A 26,070-nucleotide genomic window follows, 5' to 3' on the forward strand; every position below is an offset into this window, starting at 1 on the left:
TAACATAACCATACTTTACACTAAAATATTGACCAATTATATATTAAAGCACCCTAAAAATGGTGCTTTAATCTAGGTAATCTTTCAATTTTTTACTTCTACTTGGATGTCTCAACTTTCTAAGTGCCTTTGCTTCTATCTGTCTTATTCTTTCTCTAGTTACATTAAACTCTTTTCCTACTTCTTCTAAAGTTCTGGCCCTTCCATCATCTAATCCAAATCTTAACCTTAAGACCTTTTCTTCCCTTGGAGTTAAAGTATCCAGTACATTTATAAGCTGTTCCTTAAGCATAGTAAAAGCTGCTGCTTCCGCTGGAGCAGGAGCCTCATCGTCAGGTATAAAATCTCCCAGATGACTATCTTCTTCTTCTCCAATTGGAGTTTCTAAAGATACTGGTTCCTGTGCTATTTTCATAATTTCCCTAACCTTATCTACAGGCATCTCCATTATTTTAGCTACTTCCTCTGCATGGGGTTCCCTTCCAAGTTCCTGAAGTAACTGTCTTGAAACTCTTATAAGCTTATTTATAGTTTCCACCATATGAACTGGTATTCTTATAGTTCTCGCCTGATCCGCTATTGCCCTTGTAATTGCCTGCCTTATCCACCAAGTGGCATAAGTACTAAATTTATATCCTTTTCTATAATCAAATTTTTCTACTGCCTTTATAAGACCTAAATTTCCTTCCTGAATTAAGTCTAAAAAAAGCATTCCTCTTCCTACATATCTTTTTGCTATACTTACTACTAATCTTAAGTTAGCTTCTGCTAATTTTTTCTTGGCAACTTGATTTCCTTCTTCTATTTTTTTTGCAAGGGACACCTCTTCTTCTGGTAAAAGCAGGGGTACTTTACCTATTTCCTTCAAATACATTCTTACTGGATCATCTATAGCAATGCCTTCTGGAACTGACAAATCTAAATTTTTTTCATTTAACTCCATATCGTGCATATCTCCATTTACTTCTATTCCCATAGATTCAAGTACCTCATATATTTTTTCTATTTGCTGTGGACTTAAATCTACTTCCTCCAATTCATCCATTATTTCTTTATAGGTTAAAGTGCCGTTTTTTTTACCTTTTTCTATGAGCTTCTTAACTAATTTTACTTTTGCACTTTTATCTTTCATTTACTTGCCTCCCTTGACCATTACTGTATTTCACCAATTCTTTTTTGTATTTCAATCAACTGTTGTGCAAACTCTAGAGATTCTTCCAAATTTCCTTTAGATTCACATTCCCTTATTTTTCCAATAATATTTTTTTTATATTCTTCCAATTTATATTTTTTTATTCTATTTATAAAATTATGCAACATATTTATCCATTCTTCATCATTATATTGAACTTCTGTTTCCATAATATTTATCCATTCTTTAGATGTATCTATATCTATACATTTTAATTCTATATACCTTTTTCTTTTTTCTACATCACCATATTTCATATTTTCAGCTATATATTGATATATTTTTTTATGACTTTCTAGTATAAGTTCATCATCTTTTATTTTATTCAAACTATATATAAAAGCTTCATCATTTTCTAATATAAGCTTTAAAAAAGCTCTCTCTGCCTTTAAATATGCGGGTTCTAAATATAATTTTTGTCCAAAACCCATATCTATATTCACATTCACATCTTTTTTTACATTTTTTTGTATATTTAACATGTCATAGAGTGTCTGTTCCTTTATACCTGTGTCCTCCCATAATTTTTTTATGTATATTTCTCTTTCTATGGGATCTAACTCAACTAATATTTTTAATACTTTTTCCGTATACCTTACGATATCCTGAGGATTGTTGAAATCTATATCCTTTTTTATATTTTTAATTCTGTAATCTATTAAATCATCAGCTTTTTGTATAAGCATTAAAAATGCCTCTCTGCCATTGTTTCTAATAAACTCATCTGGATCCTTTCCCTGAGGTATAGATAGAACCTTCACCTCCAAGCCTACACTTTTTAGTATACTCATACTTCTTAATGTAGCTATTTCGCCTGCCCTATCTGCATCATAGGATAATATTACTTTATCTGCATATCTTGCCATAAGCTTTGCCTGATTTATAGTAAGAGCTGTTCCTAAAGAAGCTACAACATTTTTTATACCATATTGATGAAGGGCTATACAATCCATGTACCCTTCTACAATTATAAGAGTCCTAGATGTATTATTTTTTATAGCAAAATTTAACCCGTAGAGATTTACACCCTTTTTAAATAAAGGGGTTTCTGGTGAATTTAAGTATTTTGGCTTTGAATGGTCTAATACCCTACCTCCAAATCCTATTATTTTTCCCCTATAATCAAATACTGGAAACATTATTCTATTTCTAAATCTATCATAATAATTTCCTTTTTCACTCTTAATTATAAGTCCATTTGAAACCATATCTAACTCAGTAAATCCTTTATTTTTTAGGAAACTTAACATATGATTCCAGCTGTCAATAGAATATCCAAGGCCAAACTTTATTATGGTATGCTCCGTTATTCCTCGGTTTAATAGATATGATTTAGCTGATTTATTCTTATTTAGAGAATAAAAAAAATATCTAGCTGCCTCTACATTTAACTTATATAAATTTTCAAATGTACTTTTTTTATTATTTTTATTTTTACTTAAGTCTATATCTATATTTACTCTATCTGCTAACAATTCTACTGCTTCTAGAAAGTTTAAATTTTGTGACTTCATTATAAAAGTTATTACATTGCCTGCCTCTCCACATCCAAAACATTTATATATTTGCTTATCTCTAGATACACTAAAAGAGGGAGTTTTTTCATTATGAAAGGGACATAGTCCCAAATAGTTTTTACCTGATCTTTTTAACTTTACTTTTTCAGATATTATATCTACTATGTCATTTTCCTCTTTAATCTTTTGAATGACATCTTCCGATATCACTAAATACCCCCCTATCTTAAATTATTATACTCAAGAATAAATATATTCGACATAAATTACTATATTCCTTCCTTAAAAATAAATATTTTTCTTTTTTTAATAAGAATATATTATATATAATATATTCTTTATAAAAATCAAATATCCTTCCATGAATATAAATAATTAATTTAATATTAAACTAATTATTTATATTCGTATTTTGCCCATATAATAGCAAAAATTATTCCTCAATATATAACAAATTTAGGCATATATATATTATTAAACTGCATAATACAATAATCATCACTCATACCAGCTATATAATCCGATACTCCCCTATAAAGTCCCTCATTTTCAACAATACTTATATAAAATTCAGGCATTTTATCTGGATTTTTTAAAAAATAATTAAATACCTGCTCCAGTACAAATTTGGCTTTATTTCTCTCATCTTTAAGTATATTGCCTCTATAGATTTTTTTAAACATAAATTCTCTTAATATGCTTAGAGCTTTAAATACTTCCTCACTTAGAGATACTTCCCTCACTCCTTTTTCAATGTTTTCTATAGTAGTATAAATACAGTCTTTTACCAGTGTATCTATTCTTTCACTATTAGTATTTCCTAATATTTTTACTGAATATGAAGGTATCTCTTCAGTCTTTAACAGTCCTGCTCTTATGGAATCATCTATATCGTGATTTATATAAGCTATTTTATCACTGTACCTAACTACCTGCCCTTCTAATGTTGAAGCTTTTGATTTACTTGAAAAGCCACTGTGATTTAATATTCCGTCTAAAACTTCTTCAGTTAAGTTTAACCCTGACCCTAGTTTTTCTATTTTGGTAAGTACCCGTACACTATTTTCATTATGCTTAAATCCTTTAGGTAAAAGCTTATCTAATACTTCTTCTCCACTATGGGCAAAAGCTACATGACCTATATCATGTCCCATTGCTATAGCTTCTATTAAATCTTCATTTAATCCTATCCCTTTACCTATGCTCTTACCTATTTGATCTACTTCCAATGTATGAGTAAGTCTGGTCCTATAATGATCCCCTGGAATTTTTATATATACTTGAGTTTTATGCTTAAGTCTCCTAAAAGACTTGCTATGTATTATTCTATCTCTATCTATCATATAATCAGTTCTAATATCGTCTTTTCCTTCATTTATATTTCTCCCCCTTGTGTTAGCAGAAAAAGAAGCTTCATTTATTAACATCAGTTTTTCTTTATTTTCTATTTTTTGTCTTACATTCATATGAATCATCTCCTAAACTTTATTATTTAAGATTGCTTTTTTAACAAGAAATGTATATTGTAAAAAACTTTCTAATATTATTATAAAGAAAGAACTTTTTAAGGAGTTTTTATATGGATTTATTGTCTGAGGAAAATGTAAAAGAACATGTACTTCCTGAATACAATATGGCAAGTGCAGATATAACTAGAATTAAATTTAAAGATACAAACAAACAAAGAGCAGTATATAAAATATCCCATTTAAATAAAAATTATTGTTTAAAAAAAGTATACTTTGATGAAGGAAATTTACTCTTTGTATACTCTGCAATAGAATGGTTATTTAGAAATAACATAAATGTTCCAAGAATATTACCTACAATTCATAATGAACGCTTTGTAAAATACAATAATATGTTTTTCATATTAACACCATGGATAGATGGTATAAAATGTGACTATGACAACAGTTCCCATTTGTTTAGTACTACTTTAAATCTAGCAAAAATGCACAATAGATCTAAAAATTTTATTCCAATAGAGAAAAGTTATAAAAGGACTAATTTTCAAAATATATATATATCCTTTGAAAAACATTTTAGACAACTTCTAAATTGTTCAAATTTATCTTTTAGATATCAAGACAAATTCTCTAAACTATTTTTAAAGAATTTTGAAGTCAACTCCACCTTAGCAGAAATAGCCCTTAAAGTATCTTCTGCTATAAACTATGATAATTTAACTACTTCCCTCTGTCACTTAGATTATGTAAATAAAAATATAATATTCGATAACAATAGTAAAGTTTGGGTAATAGATTTTGATAAATGCAGCATAGATTATTGTTCTCATGATTTGTCTTACTTCTTAAGAAGATTTCTAAAGAGAACTAATAGTAATTGGAATTTAAATACAGCTATAAAATGCTTGACTCTTTACGAAAAAGTCTCTACTTTAACTTTGGATGATTATAAGTATATCATTTCTTATCTATCTTTTCCCCAAAAATTTTGGAAAATATCTAGAGATTATTACAATAATATAACGAAATGCAATACGAGTTCTTTTTTTTATTTATTAAAAAAAGCTTCTAATAATAATATTAATCAATTAGAATTTATAGTAGGACTAGGAAAATATACAGAAAAAAAATTTGATACCTTAATTACTTAATTAATTATTATGAAATAACTAAACCGGCCTCCTCATATTTATGAAGAGGTCGATATTATCAAATAATTTTTAATAGACTTAAAGTATACTTTTTATAATTTATTTTCTACAAAATACTTTTCTATACTCTGGAAGCATTTATTTACCATAAATTTTATTTCCTCTTCATTAATAATGTATGGAGGAATAAAATAAAGAACATTTCCAATAGGTCTTAATAATAACCCTTTACTAAGTGCAATCTTATAAATCTCATACCCTACTCTCATTTGCCAAGGATAGTCTTTTTTAGTCAACTTATCTTTTACTATTTCAATAGCTGTTATCATGCCTATGTTTCTAACTTCACCTATATGCTTTGATACTTTTGCTCTTTCCAATGTAAGTTTTTTTATCAGTTTACCTTTTTTTCGATTGTTCTCAATAATATTATCCTCTTCGAATATTTTTAAACTTTCTAAAGCAATGGCACAACTCATGGCATTACCTGCATAGGTATGGCTGTGAAGAAATGCTTTTTGTTCATTATAATCACCATAGAAACAATCATATATTTCACCCGTTGTCATAACTACGGACATAGGCATATATCCTGCAGAAATTCCTTTTGAGAGGCACATAAAGTCTGGGCTTATCTGGGCATGATTACAAGCAAACATCTCTCCAGTTCTACCAAAACCGACTGCAATCTCATCTGCAATAAGATGTACATCATATTTATCACAGATTTTACGCAGCTTCTCTAGATAATTAGATGAATATATCTTCATACCTGCAGCTCCTTGAACCATTGGTTCAACTATTACAGCACTTATTTCATCATGTTTCTCTTCCATACACTTCTCCATATTTGCAAAGCACTCTGCGTTACAATTATCTCTAGTACAACCATATTTACACCTATAACAATCTGGCCCCTCTACTCTTATAGTATCTAAAAGAAGAGGGTTGTATATCTTATTGTACTCATCAATATCACAAACAGACAGAGCACCTAAAGTTTCTCCATGGTATGCATCACTCAAAGCTGCAAATCTTTTCTTTTTAGTGTTTCCCTTCTGCATATGATAATGAAAACTCATCTTTAAAGCTATTTCTACCGCTGAAGAGCCATTATCAGAAAAAAATACTTTTGTTAACCTATCTGGCGTTATATTTACCAGCTTTTCTGATAAATCTATTGCAGGCTTATTCGAAAAATTTGCAAATATAACGTGTTCAATATTATCTATCTGTTCTTTTATAGTCTCGTTAATTCTTTTATTGCTGTGACCCAAGGTGTTTGTCCACCAAGACGATACACAGTCTAAATATTTATTTCCCTCAATATCATAAAGCCAAACCCCTTCTCCCTTTTCTATAACTATTGGATTAAACTCCTCATAATCCTTCATTTGTCCACAAGGATGCCATATGTATTTTAAATCTCTTTTTACATAGTCATTCATAGCCGCACCTCAATTTTTATTATAATTCTTCCATATGCTCTATTATATTCTCAGCACTAAAAGCTTTTTCAGAATTTATTCTTATAGTTTTTATCTCGTTATTATTAATATCCTTTATGTTTTCAAGCTTTCCTATAATAGGTAGTTTAGTGATTTTTTCTATCATCTTAATATTATCATCATAAAATAAATCCTTTTCATATTTGTTTATTATAATGCCTTTGATTTTAATCCCTAAGTTTTCTATGTATTTTGCTGTAAGCACCGTATGATTTATTGTTCCAAGCCCAGCACTTGCCACAATAATAACGCTCATATTTAAATCCTTAATAAGATTTCCAATGGTATATACTCCTCTTTCATCATCTATCAATGGACACACTATTCCACCACTGCCCTCAGCAATTATGAAATCATACTTTTCCTTTAAATAAACATATTTTTCTTTTACTACATCTAAATCTATGGGGTTGTTTTCTAACTTCGCTGCAAGGTGAGGAGATACTCCATTCCTATAAACATAGGGCGTAATATTTTCATAGGGTTCTTCTAATTTACTCACGTCACTTACAAGTTTAGTATCACCTGGAATAAGTTCATTGTCTATTTCTAAAGCACCACTTAGGGCTGCTTTAAAGTAAGCAGCATTATAACCCTTACTCTTCAGAACATACATAAGTCCAGCAGTTACAACAGTTTTACCAATATCAGTATCTGTTCCAACTATAAATATACCCTTAGCCATTTTTTCTAGCCTCCAATTCTAATTTACATATCTCTTTTACTTAAGGAACTTTTTCATATGTTAATATATCCATTTTTCCTCAATGCAGGTAATATTTTTATTGAAATATAGGCTGTAAATATCGTTAGTACCAAATCTCCAGCTATACAAACTACAAAACCATAAAAAAATGCAAAATAAAAGGAAATGTTTTTCCCTAAGTACAAATTATAACTAATATATAAATATACCACTCCAAACAGGTATATAAAAAACAAACCTGAAAGCAGCATAAATATTGCCTTGATAAAAGTTAGTTCTTTAATATTTTCTCTTATTTTACCTATGACATAAGCCGCTATAATAAAACCTATAAGATACCCAAAAGTAGGTTTAAATATATAATTAAATCCACCACCTTCAGTAAACACAGGTATACCAATAAGTCCAATAACAATATAAACTATTTGTGATAAAGCACCCAGTTTTGAGCCTAAAATAACAGCTGCTAAAGCACAAAATAGATATTGCAGAGTAAAAGGTACATATGGTATTGGTATCTTAATAAATGCTCCAATTGCTGTTAAAGCTGCAAACATAGCCACTAAAATTAAATTCCTTGTATTTCTCATGAAACATTCTCCCCACTCCAATATTTGCTTGTACGTATCAATAATACTAAATGATCTCCTTATAGTCAACCCTTATTTTAAATTTGGTTTACAATTTACTTGCAGCTAAATATTTTCACCTATCAGACCATAAAAACCTAAAACTTATTATAAAAACATAAAGAAAGTCAACAAAAAAAGGTATTGCACTTAAAACCAATAATAATTTTAAATCGCAATACCTTATACTTTTTGTAGTTTGAATAGCTTGAAATACTCATTGTATAAGCTTTTTTAAGTTATGCTTGTATTATCTCGTTTCATCATTTACTATATTTCAGATTTTTTACCTGTTCTTGTGCAGCAGCCATCTTAATAGGCCAAATACTGTTTTTCACTATGTAGAGTTTATAAATCCATATATGGAAGGTTAAATGAAAAAGTAAATCCATCTTTTCACTCAGCCGTTGATAATGCAGAACTTACGTCAGATTTTTTCTAATTACCAGAGCTGGAACTGGCAGTATAATAAGTAAAAGATGTCTGTTTCTATGAGTGCAAACATGGCAAACAGACATCTAAAATAGTGTGTAAAACTAAATTCCACTAACACCACCAAAATTGGACTTCAGATTTCATTTAAGGAGGGCATTGTAGCAAATATCGTGTAAGACTAAAATCACGAAACACGAATTAAGTAGTGCAAACAACAAATTACCTTTTCATTTTACAAAAAAAGTTTATAAAACCTCTTGACTTAGAGTTAACTCCAAGTGGTAAAGTATAAATAGTTATATTTTTTTATAAATCTTATAAAAAAGAATAGGAGGATTTAAAGATGTCAAAAAGTCTTATTGCATTTTTTTCATATTCGGGAAACACAGAGGTTATTGCAAATATCATAAAAGAAAATGTTGGTGGTGAACTTTTACAAATAAAAACAGTTAAATCTTATCCAACTAATTATGATGGAGTTGTGGATAAGGCTAGACAGGAACAAAATACCGAATATAGACCGGAACTAACAGTAAAAGTCACTGATATGGATTCTTATGATATAATTTACATTGGTTATCCTAATTGGTGTAGTACAATACCAATGGCAGTATTTACATTCTTTGAGTCATATGATTTTTCTAGAAAAACAATCATACCATTCTGCACACATGGTGGAGGTGGTATGGGCAGAAGCACAACAGATATCAAAAAACTTTGTCCAAATTCAAATGTCTTAGAAGGCTTAGCAATCAGAGGAAGTAGTGTTAATAAAGCAAGAAAAGATGTGTCAGCATGGTTGAGTAAAATTGGTGTTATTTAAGAACGCTAAGTCAAACCTTTGAAAACTTTTCTATAGGACCTCTTAACTTGGAGTTAACTCCAAATAGTAAGACTTGGATATCAAAATTGAATTTATTAAATCAATATTTTTTAAAACAGGAGTGATTAGATATGGAAAAATCAAAAGTTTATTTTACAGATTTTCGTACGAAACTTGGAGAGGGTCTACCTACCAAACTAAAAAGGCTGATTAAAGATGCAGGTATCGGACAAATCGATATGGATAATAAGTTCGTTGCCATCAAGATGCACTTTGGTGAACTCGGCAACTTAGGTTATCTTCGTCCAAATTATGCTAAAGCTGTAGCCGACATGGTGAAAGAACTGGGGGGTAAACCCTTTCTAACAGACTGCAACACTCTATACCCTGGCAGTCGTAAGAATGCCCTTGAGCATCTAGAATGTGCATGGGAAAATGGATTCACCCCCCTTACAGTAGGATGCCCTGTTATTATTGGAGATGGATTAAAGGGGACTGATGACATCGCGGTACCTGTAATAGGTGGCGAATATATAAAAGAGGCTAAAATTGGCCATGCAATCATGGATGCTGATGTGTTTATCAGCTTAACTCACTTCAAAGGCCATGAAATGGCTGGTTTTGGTGGTACCATTAAGAACATTGGAATGGGCTGCGGTTCCCGTGCTGGAAAAAAAGATCAGCATATTAATGGCAAACCTCATATCATAGAGGAACAATGCCGAGGATGCCAAAGATGCCAGCGTGAATGTGCTAATAATGGTCTATTTTTTGATGATGTAAAAAAGAAAATGACTATCAACACAGAAAATTGTGTTGGTTGCGGTCGTTGCCTAGGTGCATGTAATTTTGATGCAATCGAGTTTGCAAACTGGTCAGCCAGTGAAGAGCTGAACTGCCGTATGGCAGAATACACCAAAGCAGTAGTAGATGGTCGACCTTGCTTCCACATTTCTCTTGTGGTAGATGTTTCACCTAACTGTGACTGCCACAGCGAAAATGATGCTCCGATACTTCCCAATTTAGGTATGTTCGCTTCATTCGATCCTTTGGCACTGGATCAGGCATGTGTGGATGCCTGTATGGAGGCTACCCCTCTAACTAATAGCCAACTGTCCGATAACATAGCAAAATCCGATTTTATTGATCATCATGACCACTTCACTAATTCTACACCGGAATCAGAGTGGCGTACTTGTCTTGACCATGCAGAAAAAATAGGACTCGGTACTCGTGAATATGAACTGATTGTTGTTAAATAAGCCAAGATGTACACAGAGATTACTGCAATCTTGAAAAGCAACAAATACTAAAAGCTAATAAACGACAATCAACAAAATAGCCCCAAATAATTTGTGGGCTATTTTGTTGATAAAGTCCATGCCTCGAATAAACAGTTTATAAAAATCTAAAGAACAAAAAAAGAGCATTTCTGCTCTTAATGTTATACAATATAAGAATATTCTGACTTAACTTTGCTTCAGATTGGATATATTAATGTCAACAATTATAAAATTGATGACACTAATATATCCAAACTTAGTCATCAAAGCTATGCTTCCATCCTTATTTACAGTTATCAGCAGCTCCCAATCAATTTTCTACAATAAATAGTAGTTTTTGATATCTAATGAATTAAATATTCATTTCCTTAACTTCCTATTATAAACACACTCAATTTATCAAGTGATTCTTAGGTTCAGGTGGGAGTTTGCTGTAGAGAATTGCTTATCTCCATCTGAACCTTATTAACAGTATTCTTAGTGTCTTTGGCACTTAGAATACGTTATCCTTTAGGGGAAGAACTTATCCAGGCGCGTAGCAGTGCTTATCTTCCTTTGGAGAAGATGGGAGTATTAGCAATGATAGCGTTCGAATAAATGATAGGAAGATAAAAATTCCACCACCTACTTTATACAATAAGCTAACCATCTAAAAAATCTTCCTACATTTTTAAAAGAAACTATATTGCATAATAATTCTGTCAGCTTTCCGAACTTCCTATAAAATAAATTAAATGCCAGAAATGGAATCCATTGCTTTTTAGATTTTGGCAGTCTTTTCATTATATTTTTAAACGTGTAAACTTCTTTGTATATCCATAGATAGCCATTATATAATTCTTCTGCTGTCATATTTTTGGGTTTATATACGACATGTGCAGTATTGTAATTTGACAAATTAAAATCTACAATTCTATTTTCCTCCATTAATGATGAGTATAACTTTGTACCAGGATATGGTGTAAGGATATGTGAGGTTACCGTTTCTATCTTATTTTTAACTATCCATTCTAACGTATTCTTAAATACAGATACATCATCTTCATCTAATCCGAAAACAAAACTTGCATTTATCATTATTCCCCTTTTATGAATTTCATCTGCAAGTTTCTCATATCTGTTTACACTATTTTGCACCTTATGGACACTATCTATTGACTTGCTATTTATACTTTCAAAACCTATAAATAGACTTTGACAGCCGGCCTCCTTCATTTCATCTAAATAGACTTTGACAGCCGGCCTCCTTCATTTCATCTAATAATTCAGGCATGTCCACTATATTAGAAGTAACCGCTGCGTTCCACTTTAGTTTAAGAGGTTTTATTTCCTCTAATAATTTTTTTGTCCATTTGGGATTTCCAATAAAATTATCATCAATAAACATTATATGTCTTGTTTTTAGTGCATTTATATCTTTAATCACATCGTCTATTGGTCTATTAATATAAGTTTTAAGTACATTTTTACAACTGTTATAGCAGAAATCACATTCAAAAGGGCATCCCCTGCTTGTACTAATTATATTAGTATATAAATACTTTTTACTATCAATAATGTAATAATTAGGTGACACTATTTCTTTCCCGGCAATATTTCCCATATCATAATATATCTTCTGAAGTGAATTATTTTCTTTATCCTTAAGGATTTTTGCCCAAACTCTTTCGGCCATTCCCACACATATTGCATCAAAACTATTAAGAGCACCTTCTGGATCTGCTGTAATATGTATACCCCCTGCAATTACTGTAACGTTGCGATTTTGGAACTCCTTTGATATTTCCACTGCTCTATTCATAACATCTACAGTGACAGTTATTGCTACCAGATCTACAGATTCATCAAAATCTATCTTTTCAACATTTTCATTCTCAATAATAACTTCATGCTCTTTCGGCGTAAGATTTGCTATTGTGAGTAATGCTAATGAAGGAGACATTCTTGTTTTTAACTTTGTATCCATAGGTCTTGACAGCATTGCAGGTTGAATTAATTTAATCTTCATACATTACCTCCTCAAATAAACTTTACTCAACATTTAATTAGGGTGTGTCTGAAAACTAAATATTGCGAAAGAACCGAGTTTTAGGTAAAATAAGATAAAAAACTTGGAGGGTGCAAATATGTCACAGAAGCGTTATGAAATATCAGATGAACAATGGGATCAAATAAAAAACTTAATTCCAATAGCAAAAACAGGACGACCTCCAAAAGACAACCGACTTATATTTAATGCCATACTATGGATTGCAAGAAGTGGTGCAGCATGGCGTGATTTACCAGAACGCTTCGGTTCATGGAAAACTGTATACAGTCGTTTTTGTAAGTGGCGTAACGATGGTACTTTATTAACAATTTTTAAAGAGTTAACCTCAGATGCAGATTATGAAAATTTAAGCATTGATTCAACATGTATAAAAGCCCACCAGCACAGTGCTGGTGCTAAAAAGGGGCTGTAAACAGCGAAACAAAACAGCATATTGGACTGAGTCGCGGCGGACATACAACAAAAATTCATGCAGTTGTTGATGGACTTGGCAATCCAATCTATTTTCAATTATCATCTGGCAATCTACACGACAGTACACAGGCCGTAGATGTTCTTTCCAACGTTGATATAGAAGGCAGCAATATCCTGGCAGATAAGGCATATGGCACAAATGAAATTAGAGAATATATTACTTCAAAGAAATCCTCATATACTATTCCACCAAAATCAAATGTAAGAGAACCATGGAATTGTGACTGGTGGCTGTACAAGGAACGTCATTTAGTTGAATGTTTCTTTAACAAAATCAAACATTTTAGAAGAATTGCAACTCGTTATGACAAGCTTGCTGATTCTTTCCTTGCTTTTGTTTATATTGCTGCTATTTTTATTTTATCTAAGTAATTTATTGTTGCATTGTTTTCAGACACACTCTAATCTACTTACAGTATTCAACTTCCCATTTATGTATCATTTCTGTATTCTAAAATATCACCTGGTTGGCATTCCAAAGCTTTGCATATTGCCTCTAAAGTTGAAAATCTAATAGCTTTTGCCTTTCCATTCTTTAGTATAGAGATGTTTGCCATGGTTATTCCAACCTTCTCTGTAAGTTCTGTTACACTCATTTTCCTTTTAGCCAGCATCACATCAATATTGATTATAATTGCCATGTTATTCACCTCATATCGTTAAATCATTTTCTGATTTTATATCAATAGCATCTTGTAAAAGCCTTTGAAGAACAGCAGCAAAGACTCCAACCACAATTGAGGCAAAAATAAAAATAACTGGGAATCCCATGAAGCCTGGAGCGTCGTCTGCATCCGCTATAGGAACTACGAATGGTATGAGTACTGCATATATAATACTGATTGTGATTGCACAGTATTTTATATTCTTTAAAGCCTTTATAGATAATTCCGAGAAAGCTTTGTTCTTGTCAATATAGCTTAAAAGCTTTAAAGCCTGATATAGAGCAAAGAAAAATGTTATTGCCGATGCATACACACCTATTAAAATGGGATAGTGCAAATAATCTGCAACTAAAGGCAACCAAAATATACACAAAGCAAGAACCGGAATTCCAATAAGAAAAACAGCTATCCTTAAGAAAATTGTTGAACATCGTTTCATAAAAAGCACCTCACTTTTAATTTATGTATAGGATAACATATTTTTTACTGTTTATCAATAAATATTTATTGATTTTTATATAGAGTTAAAGGGTTGCAATCCGATTTACAATTGAGCTTCAAGAAAAAAACAGTCAGGTTCCATCTTAATGTACTCAAAACACTAATTTATATATAAAAAGATATTACATTTAAAATTAATAATAATTTTAAATGTAATATCTTATACTTTTTGTGGTTTCAATAGCCTCAAATACCCTTGTATAATCTTTTTTAAGCTATGATTATATTATCTTGTTTTATTATTTACTTGGTCTTGGATGTTTTACCTGAGCCTGAGCTGCCGCTAATCTTGCTACCGGAACTCTAAAAGGAGAACAAGATACATAATCAAGCCCTACATTGTGGAAAAATTCTACTGAAGAAGGATCTCCGCCATGTTCTCCACATATTCCAAGATGTATATCTGGCCTTGTTTTTTTACCTAACTGTACAGACATTTCAACCAGCTTTCCTACTCCAACCTGATCTAATTTTTCAAATGGATCAAATTCATACACTTTTTTTTCATAATAATCATTTAGGAATTTACCTGCATCATCTCTTGAGAATCCAAAAGTCATTTGAGTTAAGTCATTAGTACCAAAGGAAAAAAATTCTGCTTCTTTGGCTATTTCATCTGCTGTAATGGCAGCCCTTGGAATTTCTATCATAGTTCCAATTTTATACTTTAAATCTACTTTTTCTTTTTGTATTATTTCATCTGCTATTTTTACAACTATATCCTTAACATATTTTAACTCTTTTATTTCTCCTACAAGAGGTATCATTATCTCAGGCACTATATTATACCCTTTTCTTTTCTTAACATCTATAGCCGCTTCAATAATAGCCCTAGTCTGCATCTCTGCTATTTCAGGATATGAAACAGTCAATCTACAGCCTCTATGTCCCATCATAGGATTAAATTCATGCAGTGATTCTATAGTATCCTTTAATTCCTGAAAACTTATATCCATATCCTCAGCTAAATTTTTTATATCCTCAGTTTCACTTGGAAGAAACTCATGTAACGGCGGATCTAAAAATCTAATTGTCACAGGTTTATCTTCCATGGCTTCATATATCCCAATAAAGTCTCCCTTCTGTCTTGGAAGCAATTTATTTAACGCTTTTCTTCTTTGTTCTTCCGTTTTTGACACTATCATTTCTCTTACTTCCGATATTCTGTCTTCATCAAAAAACATATGCTCTGTCCTACAAAGCCCTATTCCCTGCGCTCCAAATTCAATAGCCTGCTTAGCATCTTTTGGTGTATCCGCATTTGTCCTAACCTTTAAATATCTTATATTATCTGCCCAATCCATAAAAATTTCAAAATATCCCGATATCTCAGGTGACACTGTTTTTATAGCTTCTCCATATACATTGCCGGTACTTCCGTCTAATGATATGTAGTCTCCCTCTTTATAAGTTTTATTTAAACTGCGGAGACTTTTGGTACTTTCATCTATGATTAAGCCACCACATCCAGCTACACAACAAGTTCCCATACCTCTAGCTACAACAGCAGCATGGGATGTCATTCCTCCTCTAATAGTAAGTATTCCTTCTGAAGCTGCCATTCCTTCAATATCCTCTGGAGATGTCTCAAGTCTTACAAGTATTACTTTTTCACCTTCATCATGGTGTCTTTTAGCATCTTCCGCTGTAAAATATATTTTACCACAAGCAGCTCCTGGAGATGCTGGAAGCCCTTTAGCTATTACAGTTGCTTTTTTTAATTCCTCACTATGAAAATTAGGATGAAGCAAGGTATCTAATTGTTTAGGCTCTACTTTAAGTATAGCTTCCTTTTTAGTAATAAGCCCTTCTTCCACCATATCCACTGCTATTTTAAGAGCAGCTTGAGCTGTTCTTTTCCCATTTCTAGTCTGAAGAAAATACAAAGTACCCTGCTCTATAGTAAACTCCATATCTTGCATATCCTTATAGTGACTCTCTAATTTTTGAGCTATATCCATAAATTCAGAGTAACACTCTGGAAGATCCTCTTTTAACTTAGTTATAGGTTCCGGTGTTCTTATACCTGCAACTACATCTTCTCCTTGTGCATTTATAAGATACTCGCCAAATATAGATTTTTCTCCTGTAGCAGGATTCCTGGTAAAAGCAACTCCTGTACCTGAAGTTTCTCCCATATTTCCAAATACCATAGATTGAACATTTACTGCAGTTCCCCATTTACCTGAAATATCATTAAGTCTTCTATAAACTACAGCCCTTGGATTTTCCCAAGAGTTAAAGACAGCTGTAACAGATTGAATCAGTTGTTCCTGTGGTTCTTGTGGAAAATCTTTTCCTATTTCATTTTTATAAAGATCTTTAAACTTTTTAATTATATTAATTAAATCAGATGAATCTAAATCCTTATCAAATTCAACACCTTTTGCATCCTTGGTACTTTCTAGTATATCTTCAAATTTCCTCTTTTCAATGCCCTTAACTACATCGGAAAACATCTGAATAAATCTTCTATAGGAATCATAAGCGAATCTTTCATTACCTGTTAATTTAGCCAGTCCTTTTACAGTATCATCATTCAGTCCTAAATTCAATATAGTATCCATCATTCCAGGCATAGAAACTCTGGCCCCTGATCTTACTGAAACTAAAAGCGGATTTTCTATACTTCCAAATTTTTTACCTGTAGTCTCCTCTATACCTTTTAATGAAGCATAAATTTGATCTATAATATATGATGATATTACTTTTCCATCTTCATAGTATTTAATACATGCTTCTGTAGATATAGTAAATCCAGCTGGAACAGGTATTCCCAAATTTGTCATTTCAGCTAAATTAGCCCCTTTGCCCCCTAACAAATTTTTCATGCTAGCATTTCCTTCATTAAAGAGATACACATACTTTTTATTTTCCATAGGACATATTCTCCTTTATTTACAATATTTTACATATAATTTTATACATATGAGCAGATAATTAAACTGCTCACTGGCTCTATTTATTTTCCCCTATTTTTACAAAAAGTCTTGTTATATTTGTCTTTGAAACTTTTCCTATAATTTTAAGAATTTCATTATTTGATTCGTCATAAGATCTTTCTACCACGGGAAGACTATCTACCTCATGTTCCATTATCTTCTGAGCTGCCAAATATGCAGCATCTTCTTTTTCTACAAACACTATGTTGGGCATTCTAGTCATTATTATACCCACTGGTATTTTATGCATATCACTACTTCCTATAGCTATCTTTAAGAAATCCTTTCTTGAAACAGCTCCTGTAAGAATCCCTTTATTCTCTATAAACAAAGTTCCTACATCATTTAAAAACAAATATACTATGGCATCATACACTGTAGTATTCTCATCCAACATTACAGGTTTTGACATTATATCCTTTACTTTTATATTCATAATATAATCATATACTAAACTGTATGAAGGTTTTTTAGAATATATATATCCTACCTTAGGTTTTGCCTCTAATATACCTGTCATAGTAAGTATAGCTAAATCCGGTCTGAGTGCCGCCCTTGTAACATTTAATTTATTTGCAAGCTGTTCACTAGTTATAGGCGCATGTTCCTTTACCAATTCTATTATTTTCTCTTGCCTTGATGATAGTTTAATGATGTCCACCCTCTCTCTCTATAGTAAATTAAATAATTGTGCAAGCATTTACTAAGAGGAATTTAGTATAAGTTTCCAAAGTTATATTCCCTATAAGTTATTATACCATATATATGTGGGTGAATAGTATATGATTTCATTCTTTACTGAAAATTGTCATTATAATTAAAACTATTACTATCCATATTTACACAAACAATAGTCTTTAATACAGCTGTCTTTGATATATATTATAAATATAATATTTACTCTTTGTGTTCCTTATTATCCCTGCCATACTCTTTTTCTTCCTCATCTATATCATCAAACTTTACAGTATATTTATATGTGTTCTTATCCTCTTCTTTTTCTTTATTGGAGAATTTATCCTTAACTGAAGAGGCTGCATCATATACCTTATCTTTCATGTCATTTACTGTATTTCTAACCCCATTTTTTATTATCTTATTCACTACTTCTACTGTCCCATCATCTTTCGTTATTTCTATAGTTACTTTAGTAATTACAGCGGTCAATATACCTATAGCTATCAGTGGTGGCCATATGAGAGCTGTTAAAGTTGCTGCAATGCCTGCATTTACAGGAATATCTACTACTACTCTGTCATCTTTTTTTATTTTTATCCTATTTACATTTCCCTTATTCACTAAATCTTTTAGCCATTGTAGAAATTCATCCTTTGTTGTATACAAATTATCTTTATAAGATTTTTTATTCTGTTCTATATATATAAGTGCATCAACTACATTGGCATCACAAAATTCCAATGCCTCTTTTGCCTCGGAATAGGTTACTCCAGTTCTTTCTCTTATAATATCAATTTTTTCTAATGTTACTTCACTCATATTTTTCTCTCCTTTTTTAGACTTTATTCTTTTCAAAACTTATAAGATTCCTTAAAATATTTAAACTTTTAGGTTTCCTAAAATAATTTTGAGAAATAATAAGTGTCAAAACTTTATATAATTCTTCTTTCACTTCTTTAGTTAAAACAACCCTATACACATTTTCCATAGAAATATTAGACAGGTACTTTAATGCACTACAGGTAGGATAACTTATATGCATGCTGTTTTTTTTATCACATTCCCTACAAATCCCTCCTAAATACTGAAGATGTAGATATTCAAAAGATGTAATTTTTTTTCTGCATAAAGCACAATAATCAAAATTAAGTCCATATCCTGTAGTTTTTAAAATTTTCAACTCAAAAGTTCTTGCTAAAGTTTCAATATCTACTGCGTGACTCCTTATAAGATAAAAAGAAGTAGCTAAATACCTAAAAAGTTCCCTGCTACTCTCCCCATCATCCATTGCTATATCTGTAAGTTCACAAAAATAAGAAGCATAAGTTAAGTCAGTTAAATCATTCAATAAATCTTGAAATGAATCTATTAAACTGCTCTCATTTATCACATACAAACTTTTTCCTTTATAAACCACATAATCTCCATAACAAAATTGAAGAGTAGTAGAAAATAGCGGACTTCTGGTCTTTTTAGAACCTTTAGCTATAGTAGATATTTTACCAAGTTTTTCAGTAAAAAGCCATACTAACTTATCTGATTCTTTTATATCCTGTGTCTTTATAATTATAGCTCTAGTTTTAAATATAGCCAGAAAATCATCCCCCATTTTAATTTAGTATATCCTTTATTTAAAAATAAATTTCTATATTAACTTATTTATATCCTAACTCTTTTAACAACCTATCACTGTCTCTCCATTCTTTTTTAACCTTAACCCAAACCTCTAAATAAACCTTTGAATCCAAAAATTTTTCAATATCTTCTCTGGCATAAGTAGATATTTTTTTTAACATAGTTCCTTTTTTTCCTATTATTATTCCCTTATGAGATTCTTTTTCACAAAGTATAGTAGCCTCTATATTATACAATCCCTTAGAATTTTTTTTCATAGAGAGTATATCTACAGCTATACCATGAGGCACTTCTTTTGAAAGAAGTCTAAGCGCTTTTTCTCTTATAATCTCGCTTACTACAAATTTTTCCTGTTTATCTGTAATCATATCATCCGGATAATATTTAGGTCCCTCCGGCATATACTTTACCATAAGTTCTACAAGTTCCTTCACATTTTTTTGTTTTAATGCAGATATTGGTATAATTTCAGCAAAATCAAAAATCTCTGAATAATTTTTTAAAGTCTCAGCTACTTTTTCCTGTGGATTTTCGTCTATCTTATTTACCACTAAAAATACAGGTATATTTTCTTTTTTAAGTTGTTCTAAAATATATCTGTCTCCTTTTCCAACTTCTACATCAGGAGTTATTAAAAAGAGTATTAAATCCACATCCTTAACAGAATTTTCCGCAATTTTCACCATATAATTTCCAAGCTTATGTTTAGGTTTATGTATACCTGGCGTATCTACAAAAATCAGCTGAAAATCATCTCTAGTCAAAATAGTCTGTATACTATTTCTGGTAGTCTGTGGTTTACAAGATACAATAGATAGTTTTTCTCCCATAATACTGTTTAACAATGTAGATTTTCCTACATTAGGTCTTCCTACGATTGTAATAAATCCTGATTTAATCATAAACTTTCTCCCTATTTTCCAAATGTTTTTTTATAAATGCATATGGTAAAATTTCTTCTAACTTTTTTACTATATACTCATTCTCATTCTTCACCAATATAATTTCCATATCTTTCTGCGCGAACTCTGAAATTACTTGTCTGCATATGCCACAGGGATAAGTATAGTCTTTATTCGATCCTACTATTGCAATAGCCTTTAAATCCCCATGTCCTTCCGAAATAGCCTTAAATATAGCAGTTCTCTCTGCACAATTAGTAGCTCCATAAGAGGCATTTTCTATATTGCAACCCGTATATAAACTTCCATCTCCCGTTAGTACAGCTGCTCCAACTTTAAATTTAGAATAAGGAGCATAGGCAAGTTTTTTCGCAGCAACAGCTTCAGAAATCAACTTCTTATAATCCATATTATTCCTCCCTGAAAATATAGACTTTACACTTAAATAAACCTTCCTATCCAAATATCCTAAAAAGAAAGACCGTTATTAAAGTTCCAAATATTCCTCCATAAATCACCTCCATTACAGAATGGGCTTCCGAATCTACTCTGCTCTGTGCTACTATAAAAGCTAAAAGGTAACTTAAAATAACTACTGCTAATTGTCCTGTTATTAAAGCTATGATAGTAGCTATGGAAAAAGCTAGGGCACTGTGTCCACTTGGCATGCCTCCTTTAAGGGGAGTACCCTCTCCAAAGACAGCTTTTACACCTATAGTAGCTATACATACCACTGTCAATATTATAAATATAGTATAAGGACTTGTACTTTTAACTTTTTTCATAACTATAAAATTGATATACTCTAATTTATCTCCAAATACTATATATCCTACAGCTATAGCATTTGCCGCAGTAATCAGTACTGCTCCTGCCGCTACATTTTTTGCAATTTTCACCAGTGGGTGATAATAATTGGTAGTAGCATCTATTGCAAATTCTACCGCTGTATTAAAAAGTTCAGCTGTAATAACCATACTTATAGTTATTATTATGGCTAGTATTTCTGATTTACTTAGGTCATAAAAAAAACATATAATCAACACTAAAAGAGCTACTGTCATGTGTATTCTCATATTTCTCTGGGTTCTAACAGAATATATTATACCCTCAATAGCATAGTTAAAACTATCCAATAACTTTTTTACCTTCATGACTACTCCTCATTTTATCAAATTAAAATTTACATAGTGCTACATAATCATAATTTAACCTTCTTTAGAATGTATTCTTCCCTTTGCCTCATAATTTTTTTATCAATATGCTCTATATGATCATATCCTAAAAGATGAAGCACTGAATGCACTATTAAATAACAAGTCTCTCTAAAAAATGAATGTCTAAATTCTTTACTTTGTTCTTCACATTTTTCAAGGGATATAACAATATCTCCCAGTACTAAATTTCCATCATTCATATCATATTCAGGAAATTTATGATTTAAGTAAACCTCTTTAAATACTTTGCCTTCTGGATATTCCAACATAGGAAAGGACAAAACATCAGTTATTTTATCTATACTTCTATTTTCTCTATTTATATTTTTTATATTCTCATTATCTACAAATACAACACTTATTTCACAGGGAAGATTCACTTTCTCTTCCTTTAAAGCACATTCTATACTACTTGTAACAATCTTTTCAAGCTCTTCCGTCACTTCTATTTTATCCTGTCTGTTATCTAAAAAAATCATTTTTTTCCTCCCTGTCTTAATACGTTAAATTTTTGTAATTGTGCCACATGTTTTTTAGAAAACTTATCCTCCGGGTATTCTATTCTATGGTGATATATACCAATTAGCACTGTCAAAAAAGCTTTTTTTATTCTACTTATATCTCTTAAAGTAAGGTCACAATCATCAAGCTGTCCCTCATTTAACCTATCCTTAAATATATTATCTATCATCTGTGTAATTTTAGCCTCATCAGGTTCATTTATAGATCTTACCGCCGCTTCCACTCCATCAGCTAACATTATTATACCTGATTCTTTTGTTTTAGGGATAGGTCCTGAATATTTAAAATCCTCTTCATTTATATTTTCAATTTCTTTGCTTGAATTTTTCATAGTTAAATAAAAATACTTTACAATAGACGTACCATGATGTTCTTCTATAATATCTTTTATTATCTTAGGTAGTTTATACTCTTTGGCCATCTCAGAACCATCTTTCACATGAGATATTATTATTAAAGTACTCAGATTAGGTGTTAATTTATCATGTGGATTATCTTTGCCTAATTGGTTTTCCTTGAAAAAATAGGGCCTTTTTATTTTACCTATATCATGATAATAAGCTGCCACTCTAGCTAAAAGAGAATTACCCCCTACTTCTTCTGCAACCACTTCTGCTAAATTCCCTACCATTATACTGTGATGATAAGTTCCAGGTGCCTCCATGAGCAATCTTTTTAAAAGCGGTGCATTAGGATTTGAAAGTTCTAGAAGTTTTATAGTGGTTACTATATCAAATGCACTTTCAAATAAAGGTAAAAATCCTATAACTAAAATTCCAGAAACTATACTTGCACTTCCAGTATATATACCTTTTTGAACCACATCCAGTATATTACTACTAAGCAAAAATCCCATGGAAAAAGTAAGTGTAATATTTATAATAAATACATACAAAGAAGCAATTAATATATCATTTCTCTGCTGCATTTTCTTAAGTATAATAGAACCTACTACTGAATTCACAATAGCTAGCATAGTTATATCTAAATTGAAGCCTAATGCCACATTTATCAAAACACAATTCAATACACTTAAGGTTAAAGATATTCTATGATTAACTAATAACGCCATTATCATGGGTATAAAGGTAATAGGCATCAAAAATGGAGAAATCATTACTACAATTCTAGATAATAATATAGCTATACAATTTAACATATTTATCATGATAATCATTTTTACATCTTCAAAAACTTTTTTATGATATTTATAAATATAAATCCACTGTAATAATAGCACCAATACTACCAATACCGCTAATGATAAATATATATGCCACTGGAAATAAGGGCTATTGTTTAAAAGGCCTAAATCTTTCAATATTTGTATTTGATGTTCTGTTACCGGTTCTCCTTCTTTTACTATGCTCTGATCTTTTTTTATCATAACATAAGAAACTTTTTTTTCAGCTTCTTTTCTTAATTCTTCGGTTTTTTCCTTGTCATAAAAAAAATTAGGTGAGATCTGAGAATATCCTATATCAGTAGCCAACGTTCTTAAATCTTTAGACAAGTCAGAAGTGGTTACCTTTAACAATATGTTCTCCTGGGCTTTTTTAATATCTTCCTGGTTATCACTTTGCGTATTATCACTTATATTGCTATTATCATATATATCGCTTAGGGTTTTCTGCAGGAAATCCTGAAGTTTTTTCATATCATCTTTATCAAGTGCTATTACAGCTTTATAGGTATCATCTGTTACATTCATACTATATTCACTCTTTAGTTTTTCTAATTTATCCTTGTCTTCTAACTGTGAATCTTTTAATTGACTTGCTTTTGTAAAAAACCCACTTAGATTGTTCAATATGCTAGTCTTCACTTCAGGATTTTTATTATATTGAATAGGTACAGAATCAATAGTTTGCTGCAATTTAGTCTCTGTGGATAATTCATCCTTTACTTCCCTTGGAGCTTTTATATCAACTTTTGGAATATCCCCTACCTTCAAATTATATCTTTTTGCTGTAAGTCCAGTGACAAGTAAAGAATAAATAAATATAAAGCTTACTATAAAAACAATTATCTTATTAATATTTTTACCTAAAAAAAATCTTTTCAATGATAATTTTTTCAATGAAAATCACCCTTTGTTTTCTATATTTATCTTCTAAATGTTAGTTTTATTCTTTATCCGTATCTTCAATCTTATCCTGAACTGCTATATTTTCTTCTGCTATAACCTGGACTTTAACTTTACAGGAATCTCCTTGCTCATAAGTAACTATTTTATCTAAAATATTTATAGATTTATCTAAATTAGAACATATTTTCTTATACAACTTATCTCCAGTATCTTTCACTATTTTTTGTGAGTCACCTTTTACCGTAATTTCTTTAACTTCAAAATAAGTTTCTTTCCTTAACATGAATTTACTTTCCTCTATTTTATCATAATTATTAAATTTGTTATCATTTTTTTTTAAATACAGTTTTTTATTCCCCAGACTAATATAATAATTTTGTATTTTCTTACCTGTTCTTTGTTTCTTTATACTATTTATATTTACTGTTTCTGTATCTTCATATAGGGTTCTACATATGACATATCCTCCCGCAGCAACGCTATAAGTGGCGGATTCTTGTCCTTGTTCTCCTTTTACAAGTATCTGTCCTTTTTTTACATCATCTCCTATTTTTACAACTGGAGTACCTAGTGTAGTATATATTCTTAATACCTTTCCATCCTTCTTAGCCACTAAATTACATGGGTTGTCTTCTTTAATTATATTAGGTGGAGATTTTCTTTCTACCGCTTTTACACTTAATTTAGAACCCTCTATCCTTACTTTTACCCACATTATACTATCATTATTTTTCATAAGCTCTTCTTCTATTTTATATACATCTACTTTATTCTTATTAATTCCAGGTTTTACTCCATAATTCTTAAGTTGGTGCCTTATTATGTAAGGTGGAAGGCCTTTATCAGAAGTAATTTTTATACTCCATATGAATGTAGACAAATAATATATTATTGCTATAAATAGAATTGCTCCTGTTACCAAGGTTATTCTTTTCTTAAGCTTAATTATTAGAAACACAATCCCTCTTCTTTTAATAATTTTCACTTTAGTGCTCGTTTTTTGGGCTATATCCTCTATATCATAGTAATCTTTTAAATTTATTTCCATAGTCATAGTAGTAATACTTTTCTTTTTTATATTTTTTATATAAATATTATTTTTCCACATAAGGTTAATAAACTTTTCAGGTATTAGTGATTGTATCTCAATTAAAACAATTCCTTTTCTACAGTACCTTAGACTAAATTTACTAATTTCCCTCATAAACTATAGAATTAAACCTCCCTCCTATGGTTATAGTACTTCCCCCCATAAAAAGTACTTCAAATCTACTACCATATATAGATATTAAACCTACACCTGAATTAATTTTTATTTGATTTTCATCGAATAATATAATGCCTCTATGATTTTCTATTATTATTTCACTATTTCCCGTAACTTTAATTTGAGGCATATTTAAAATTATATCCCTTGGCAAATCTAACTTATCTGCAATATTCCGCTTTGTATTGTACATTTTGTCTCCCATAGTATCACCTCTAAAAATTTATCTATATTAAATACATAGTCTCTACTAATTTATGAAATATATATATAATAAATTCCTTAAAGGTTAAACTACATTTAAGAAGTACACTGATTTATTTTCTCTTTAATCATGTAAATTTCAGATAAATAAAAAAAGCTGAGAATAAACTCCCAGCTTCTTATATTTATTTAAATATTTTTTACTATTTGA

Annotated in this window: 22 protein-coding genes and 2 pseudogenes; 4 read left to right on the top strand and 20 right to left on the bottom strand. The window is 30.7% G+C overall.

The window, feature by feature from the left end:
• Positions 1–67: 67 nt before the first annotated feature.
• The 3 genes from rpoD to AB3K27_RS16615 all read right to left on the bottom strand — a co-directional run bounded on the left by rpoD (position 68) and on the right by AB3K27_RS16615 (position 4,175).
• Complete coding sequence (rpoD, locus tag AB3K27_RS16605; protein WP_368488484.1) at positions 68–1,132, bottom strand: RNA polymerase sigma factor RpoD; 1,065 nt, start codon at positions 1,130–1,132, stop codon at positions 68–70.
• A 20-nt stretch (positions 1,133–1,152) separates the two neighbouring features.
• Positions 1,153–2,919: a DNA primase gene (gene dnaG / locus AB3K27_RS16610; RefSeq protein ID WP_368488485.1), complete on the bottom strand. Its 1,767-nt coding sequence runs from the start codon at positions 2,917–2,919 to the stop codon at positions 1,153–1,155.
• 230 nt (positions 2,920–3,149) lie between these two features.
• Positions 3,150–4,175, bottom strand: a complete 1,026-nt coding sequence (locus tag AB3K27_RS16615; RefSeq protein WP_368488486.1) for a deoxyguanosinetriphosphate triphosphohydrolase — start codon at positions 4,173–4,175, stop codon at positions 3,150–3,152.
• A gap of 113 nt (positions 4,176–4,288) precedes the next feature.
• Between AB3K27_RS16615 and AB3K27_RS16620 the strand changes: the two genes are divergently transcribed.
• The gene (locus tag AB3K27_RS16620) at positions 4,289–5,329 is read left to right on the top strand and encodes a CotS family spore coat protein (protein ID WP_368488487.1); all 1,041 of its coding nucleotides are present in this window, start codon (positions 4,289–4,291) and stop codon (positions 5,327–5,329) included.
• Between the two features lie 92 nt (positions 5,330–5,421).
• Here the strand turns inward: AB3K27_RS16620 and bioA are convergent, their stop codons facing one another.
• From bioA to AB3K27_RS16635, 3 genes are read right to left on the bottom strand one after another with little or no spacing between them, the layout of a single operon-like run.
• The gene (gene bioA / locus AB3K27_RS16625; protein WP_368488488.1) at positions 5,422–6,777 is read right to left on the bottom strand and encodes an adenosylmethionine--8-amino-7-oxononanoate transaminase; all 1,356 of its coding nucleotides are present in this window, start codon (positions 6,775–6,777) and stop codon (positions 5,422–5,424) included.
• Positions 6,778–6,796: 19 nt separating this feature from the next.
• Positions 6,797–7,522: a dethiobiotin synthase gene (bioD, locus tag AB3K27_RS16630; RefSeq protein WP_368488489.1), complete on the bottom strand. Its 726-nt coding sequence runs from the start codon at positions 7,520–7,522 to the stop codon at positions 6,797–6,799.
• Positions 7,523–7,575: 53 nt separating this feature from the next.
• Entirely contained in the window at positions 7,576–8,133 is a 558-nt protein-coding gene (locus AB3K27_RS16635; protein WP_368488490.1) for a biotin transporter BioY, read from the bottom strand.
• An 817-nt stretch (positions 8,134–8,950) separates the two neighbouring features.
• On the opposite strand from AB3K27_RS16635, the gene AB3K27_RS16640 reads away from it, so the two are divergent.
• Together AB3K27_RS16640 and AB3K27_RS16645 are read left to right on the top strand one after the other, a co-directional pair.
• Positions 8,951–9,430 (top strand): flavodoxin, encoded by a 480-nt coding sequence (locus AB3K27_RS16640; RefSeq protein ID WP_368488491.1) that lies wholly within the window; start codon positions 8,951–8,953, stop codon positions 9,428–9,430.
• A gap of 131 nt (positions 9,431–9,561) precedes the next feature.
• Positions 9,562–10,692 carry a DUF362 domain-containing protein gene (locus AB3K27_RS16645; protein ID WP_368488492.1) on the top strand — a complete coding sequence of 377 codons (1,131 nt, stop codon included), beginning with the start codon at positions 9,562–9,564 and terminating at the stop codon, positions 10,690–10,692.
• Positions 10,693–11,337: 645 nt separating this feature from the next.
• Here the strand turns inward: AB3K27_RS16645 and AB3K27_RS16650 are convergent.
• Positions 11,338–12,721, bottom strand: a pseudogene (locus tag AB3K27_RS16650) (radical SAM protein).
• Positions 12,722–12,839: 118 nt separating this feature from the next.
• Between AB3K27_RS16650 and AB3K27_RS16655 the strand changes: the two are divergent.
• Positions 12,840–13,609, top strand: a pseudogene (locus AB3K27_RS16655) (IS5 family transposase).
• Positions 13,610–13,668: 59 nt separating this feature from the next.
• On the opposite strand, the gene AB3K27_RS16660 reads toward AB3K27_RS16655, so the two are convergent.
• From AB3K27_RS16660 to yqfC, 13 genes are all read right to left on the bottom strand, one after another.
• A complete protein-coding gene (locus tag AB3K27_RS16660) occupies positions 13,669–13,878 on the bottom strand; it encodes a helix-turn-helix domain-containing protein (RefSeq protein ID WP_368488493.1) in 210 nt (69 codons plus the stop codon).
• Between the two features lie 10 nt (positions 13,879–13,888).
• Entirely contained in the window at positions 13,889–14,341 is a 453-nt protein-coding gene (locus AB3K27_RS16665) for a DUF2975 domain-containing protein (RefSeq protein ID WP_368488494.1), read from the bottom strand.
• A gap of 301 nt (positions 14,342–14,642) precedes the next feature.
• Positions 14,643–17,282, bottom strand: coding sequence for a pyruvate, phosphate dikinase (gene ppdK / locus AB3K27_RS16670; RefSeq protein WP_368488495.1), 2,640 nt, complete (start codon positions 17,280–17,282; stop codon positions 14,643–14,645).
• Positions 17,283–17,361: 79 nt separating this feature from the next.
• Positions 17,362–18,006 (bottom strand): helix-turn-helix transcriptional regulator, encoded by a 645-nt coding sequence (locus tag AB3K27_RS16675; RefSeq protein WP_368488496.1) that lies wholly within the window; start codon positions 18,004–18,006, stop codon positions 17,362–17,364.
• 236 nt (positions 18,007–18,242) lie between these two features.
• On the bottom strand, positions 18,243–18,842 hold the full coding sequence (locus AB3K27_RS16680; RefSeq protein WP_368488497.1) for a DUF4342 domain-containing protein: 600 nt from the start codon (positions 18,840–18,842) through the stop codon (positions 18,243–18,245).
• Between the two features lie 16 nt (positions 18,843–18,858).
• Positions 18,859–19,632: a DNA repair protein RecO gene (recO, locus tag AB3K27_RS16685; protein WP_368488498.1), complete on the bottom strand. Its 774-nt coding sequence runs from the start codon at positions 19,630–19,632 to the stop codon at positions 18,859–18,861.
• A 46-nt stretch (positions 19,633–19,678) separates the two neighbouring features.
• A complete protein-coding gene (gene era / locus AB3K27_RS16690; RefSeq protein WP_368488499.1) occupies positions 19,679–20,560 on the bottom strand; it encodes a GTPase Era in 882 nt (293 codons plus the stop codon).
• Positions 20,553–20,969 (bottom strand): cytidine deaminase, encoded by a 417-nt coding sequence (locus AB3K27_RS16695; protein ID WP_368488500.1) that lies wholly within the window; start codon positions 20,967–20,969, stop codon positions 20,553–20,555. The genes era and AB3K27_RS16695 overlap by 8 nt, the downstream gene beginning before the upstream one ends.
• 46 nt (positions 20,970–21,015) lie before the next feature.
• Entirely contained in the window at positions 21,016–21,714 is a 699-nt protein-coding gene (locus AB3K27_RS16700; RefSeq protein ID WP_368488501.1) for a diacylglycerol kinase, read from the bottom strand.
• Between the two features lie 47 nt (positions 21,715–21,761).
• A complete protein-coding gene (gene ybeY, locus AB3K27_RS16705; protein ID WP_368488502.1) occupies positions 21,762–22,256 on the bottom strand; it encodes an rRNA maturation RNase YbeY in 495 nt (164 codons plus the stop codon).
• The gene (locus AB3K27_RS16710) at positions 22,253–24,379 is read right to left on the bottom strand and encodes an HD family phosphohydrolase (RefSeq protein WP_368488503.1); all 2,127 of its coding nucleotides are present in this window, start codon (positions 24,377–24,379) and stop codon (positions 22,253–22,255) included. Before AB3K27_RS16710 ends, ybeY begins: the two co-directional genes overlap by 4 nt.
• A gap of 46 nt (positions 24,380–24,425) precedes the next feature.
• Positions 24,426–25,592 (bottom strand): sporulation protein YqfD, encoded by a 1,167-nt coding sequence (yqfD, locus tag AB3K27_RS16715; protein WP_368488504.1) that lies wholly within the window; start codon positions 25,590–25,592, stop codon positions 24,426–24,428.
• A complete protein-coding gene (gene yqfC / locus AB3K27_RS16720) occupies positions 25,579–25,860 on the bottom strand; it encodes a sporulation protein YqfC (protein ID WP_368488505.1) in 282 nt (93 codons plus the stop codon). Before yqfC ends, yqfD begins: the two co-directional genes overlap by 14 nt.
• Positions 25,861–26,070 lie beyond the last annotated feature (210 nt).

The sequence above is a fragment of the Clostridium sp. BJN0013 genome (assembly GCF_040939125.1).
Lineage (GTDB): Bacteria > Bacillota > Clostridia > Clostridiales > Clostridiaceae > Clostridium_B.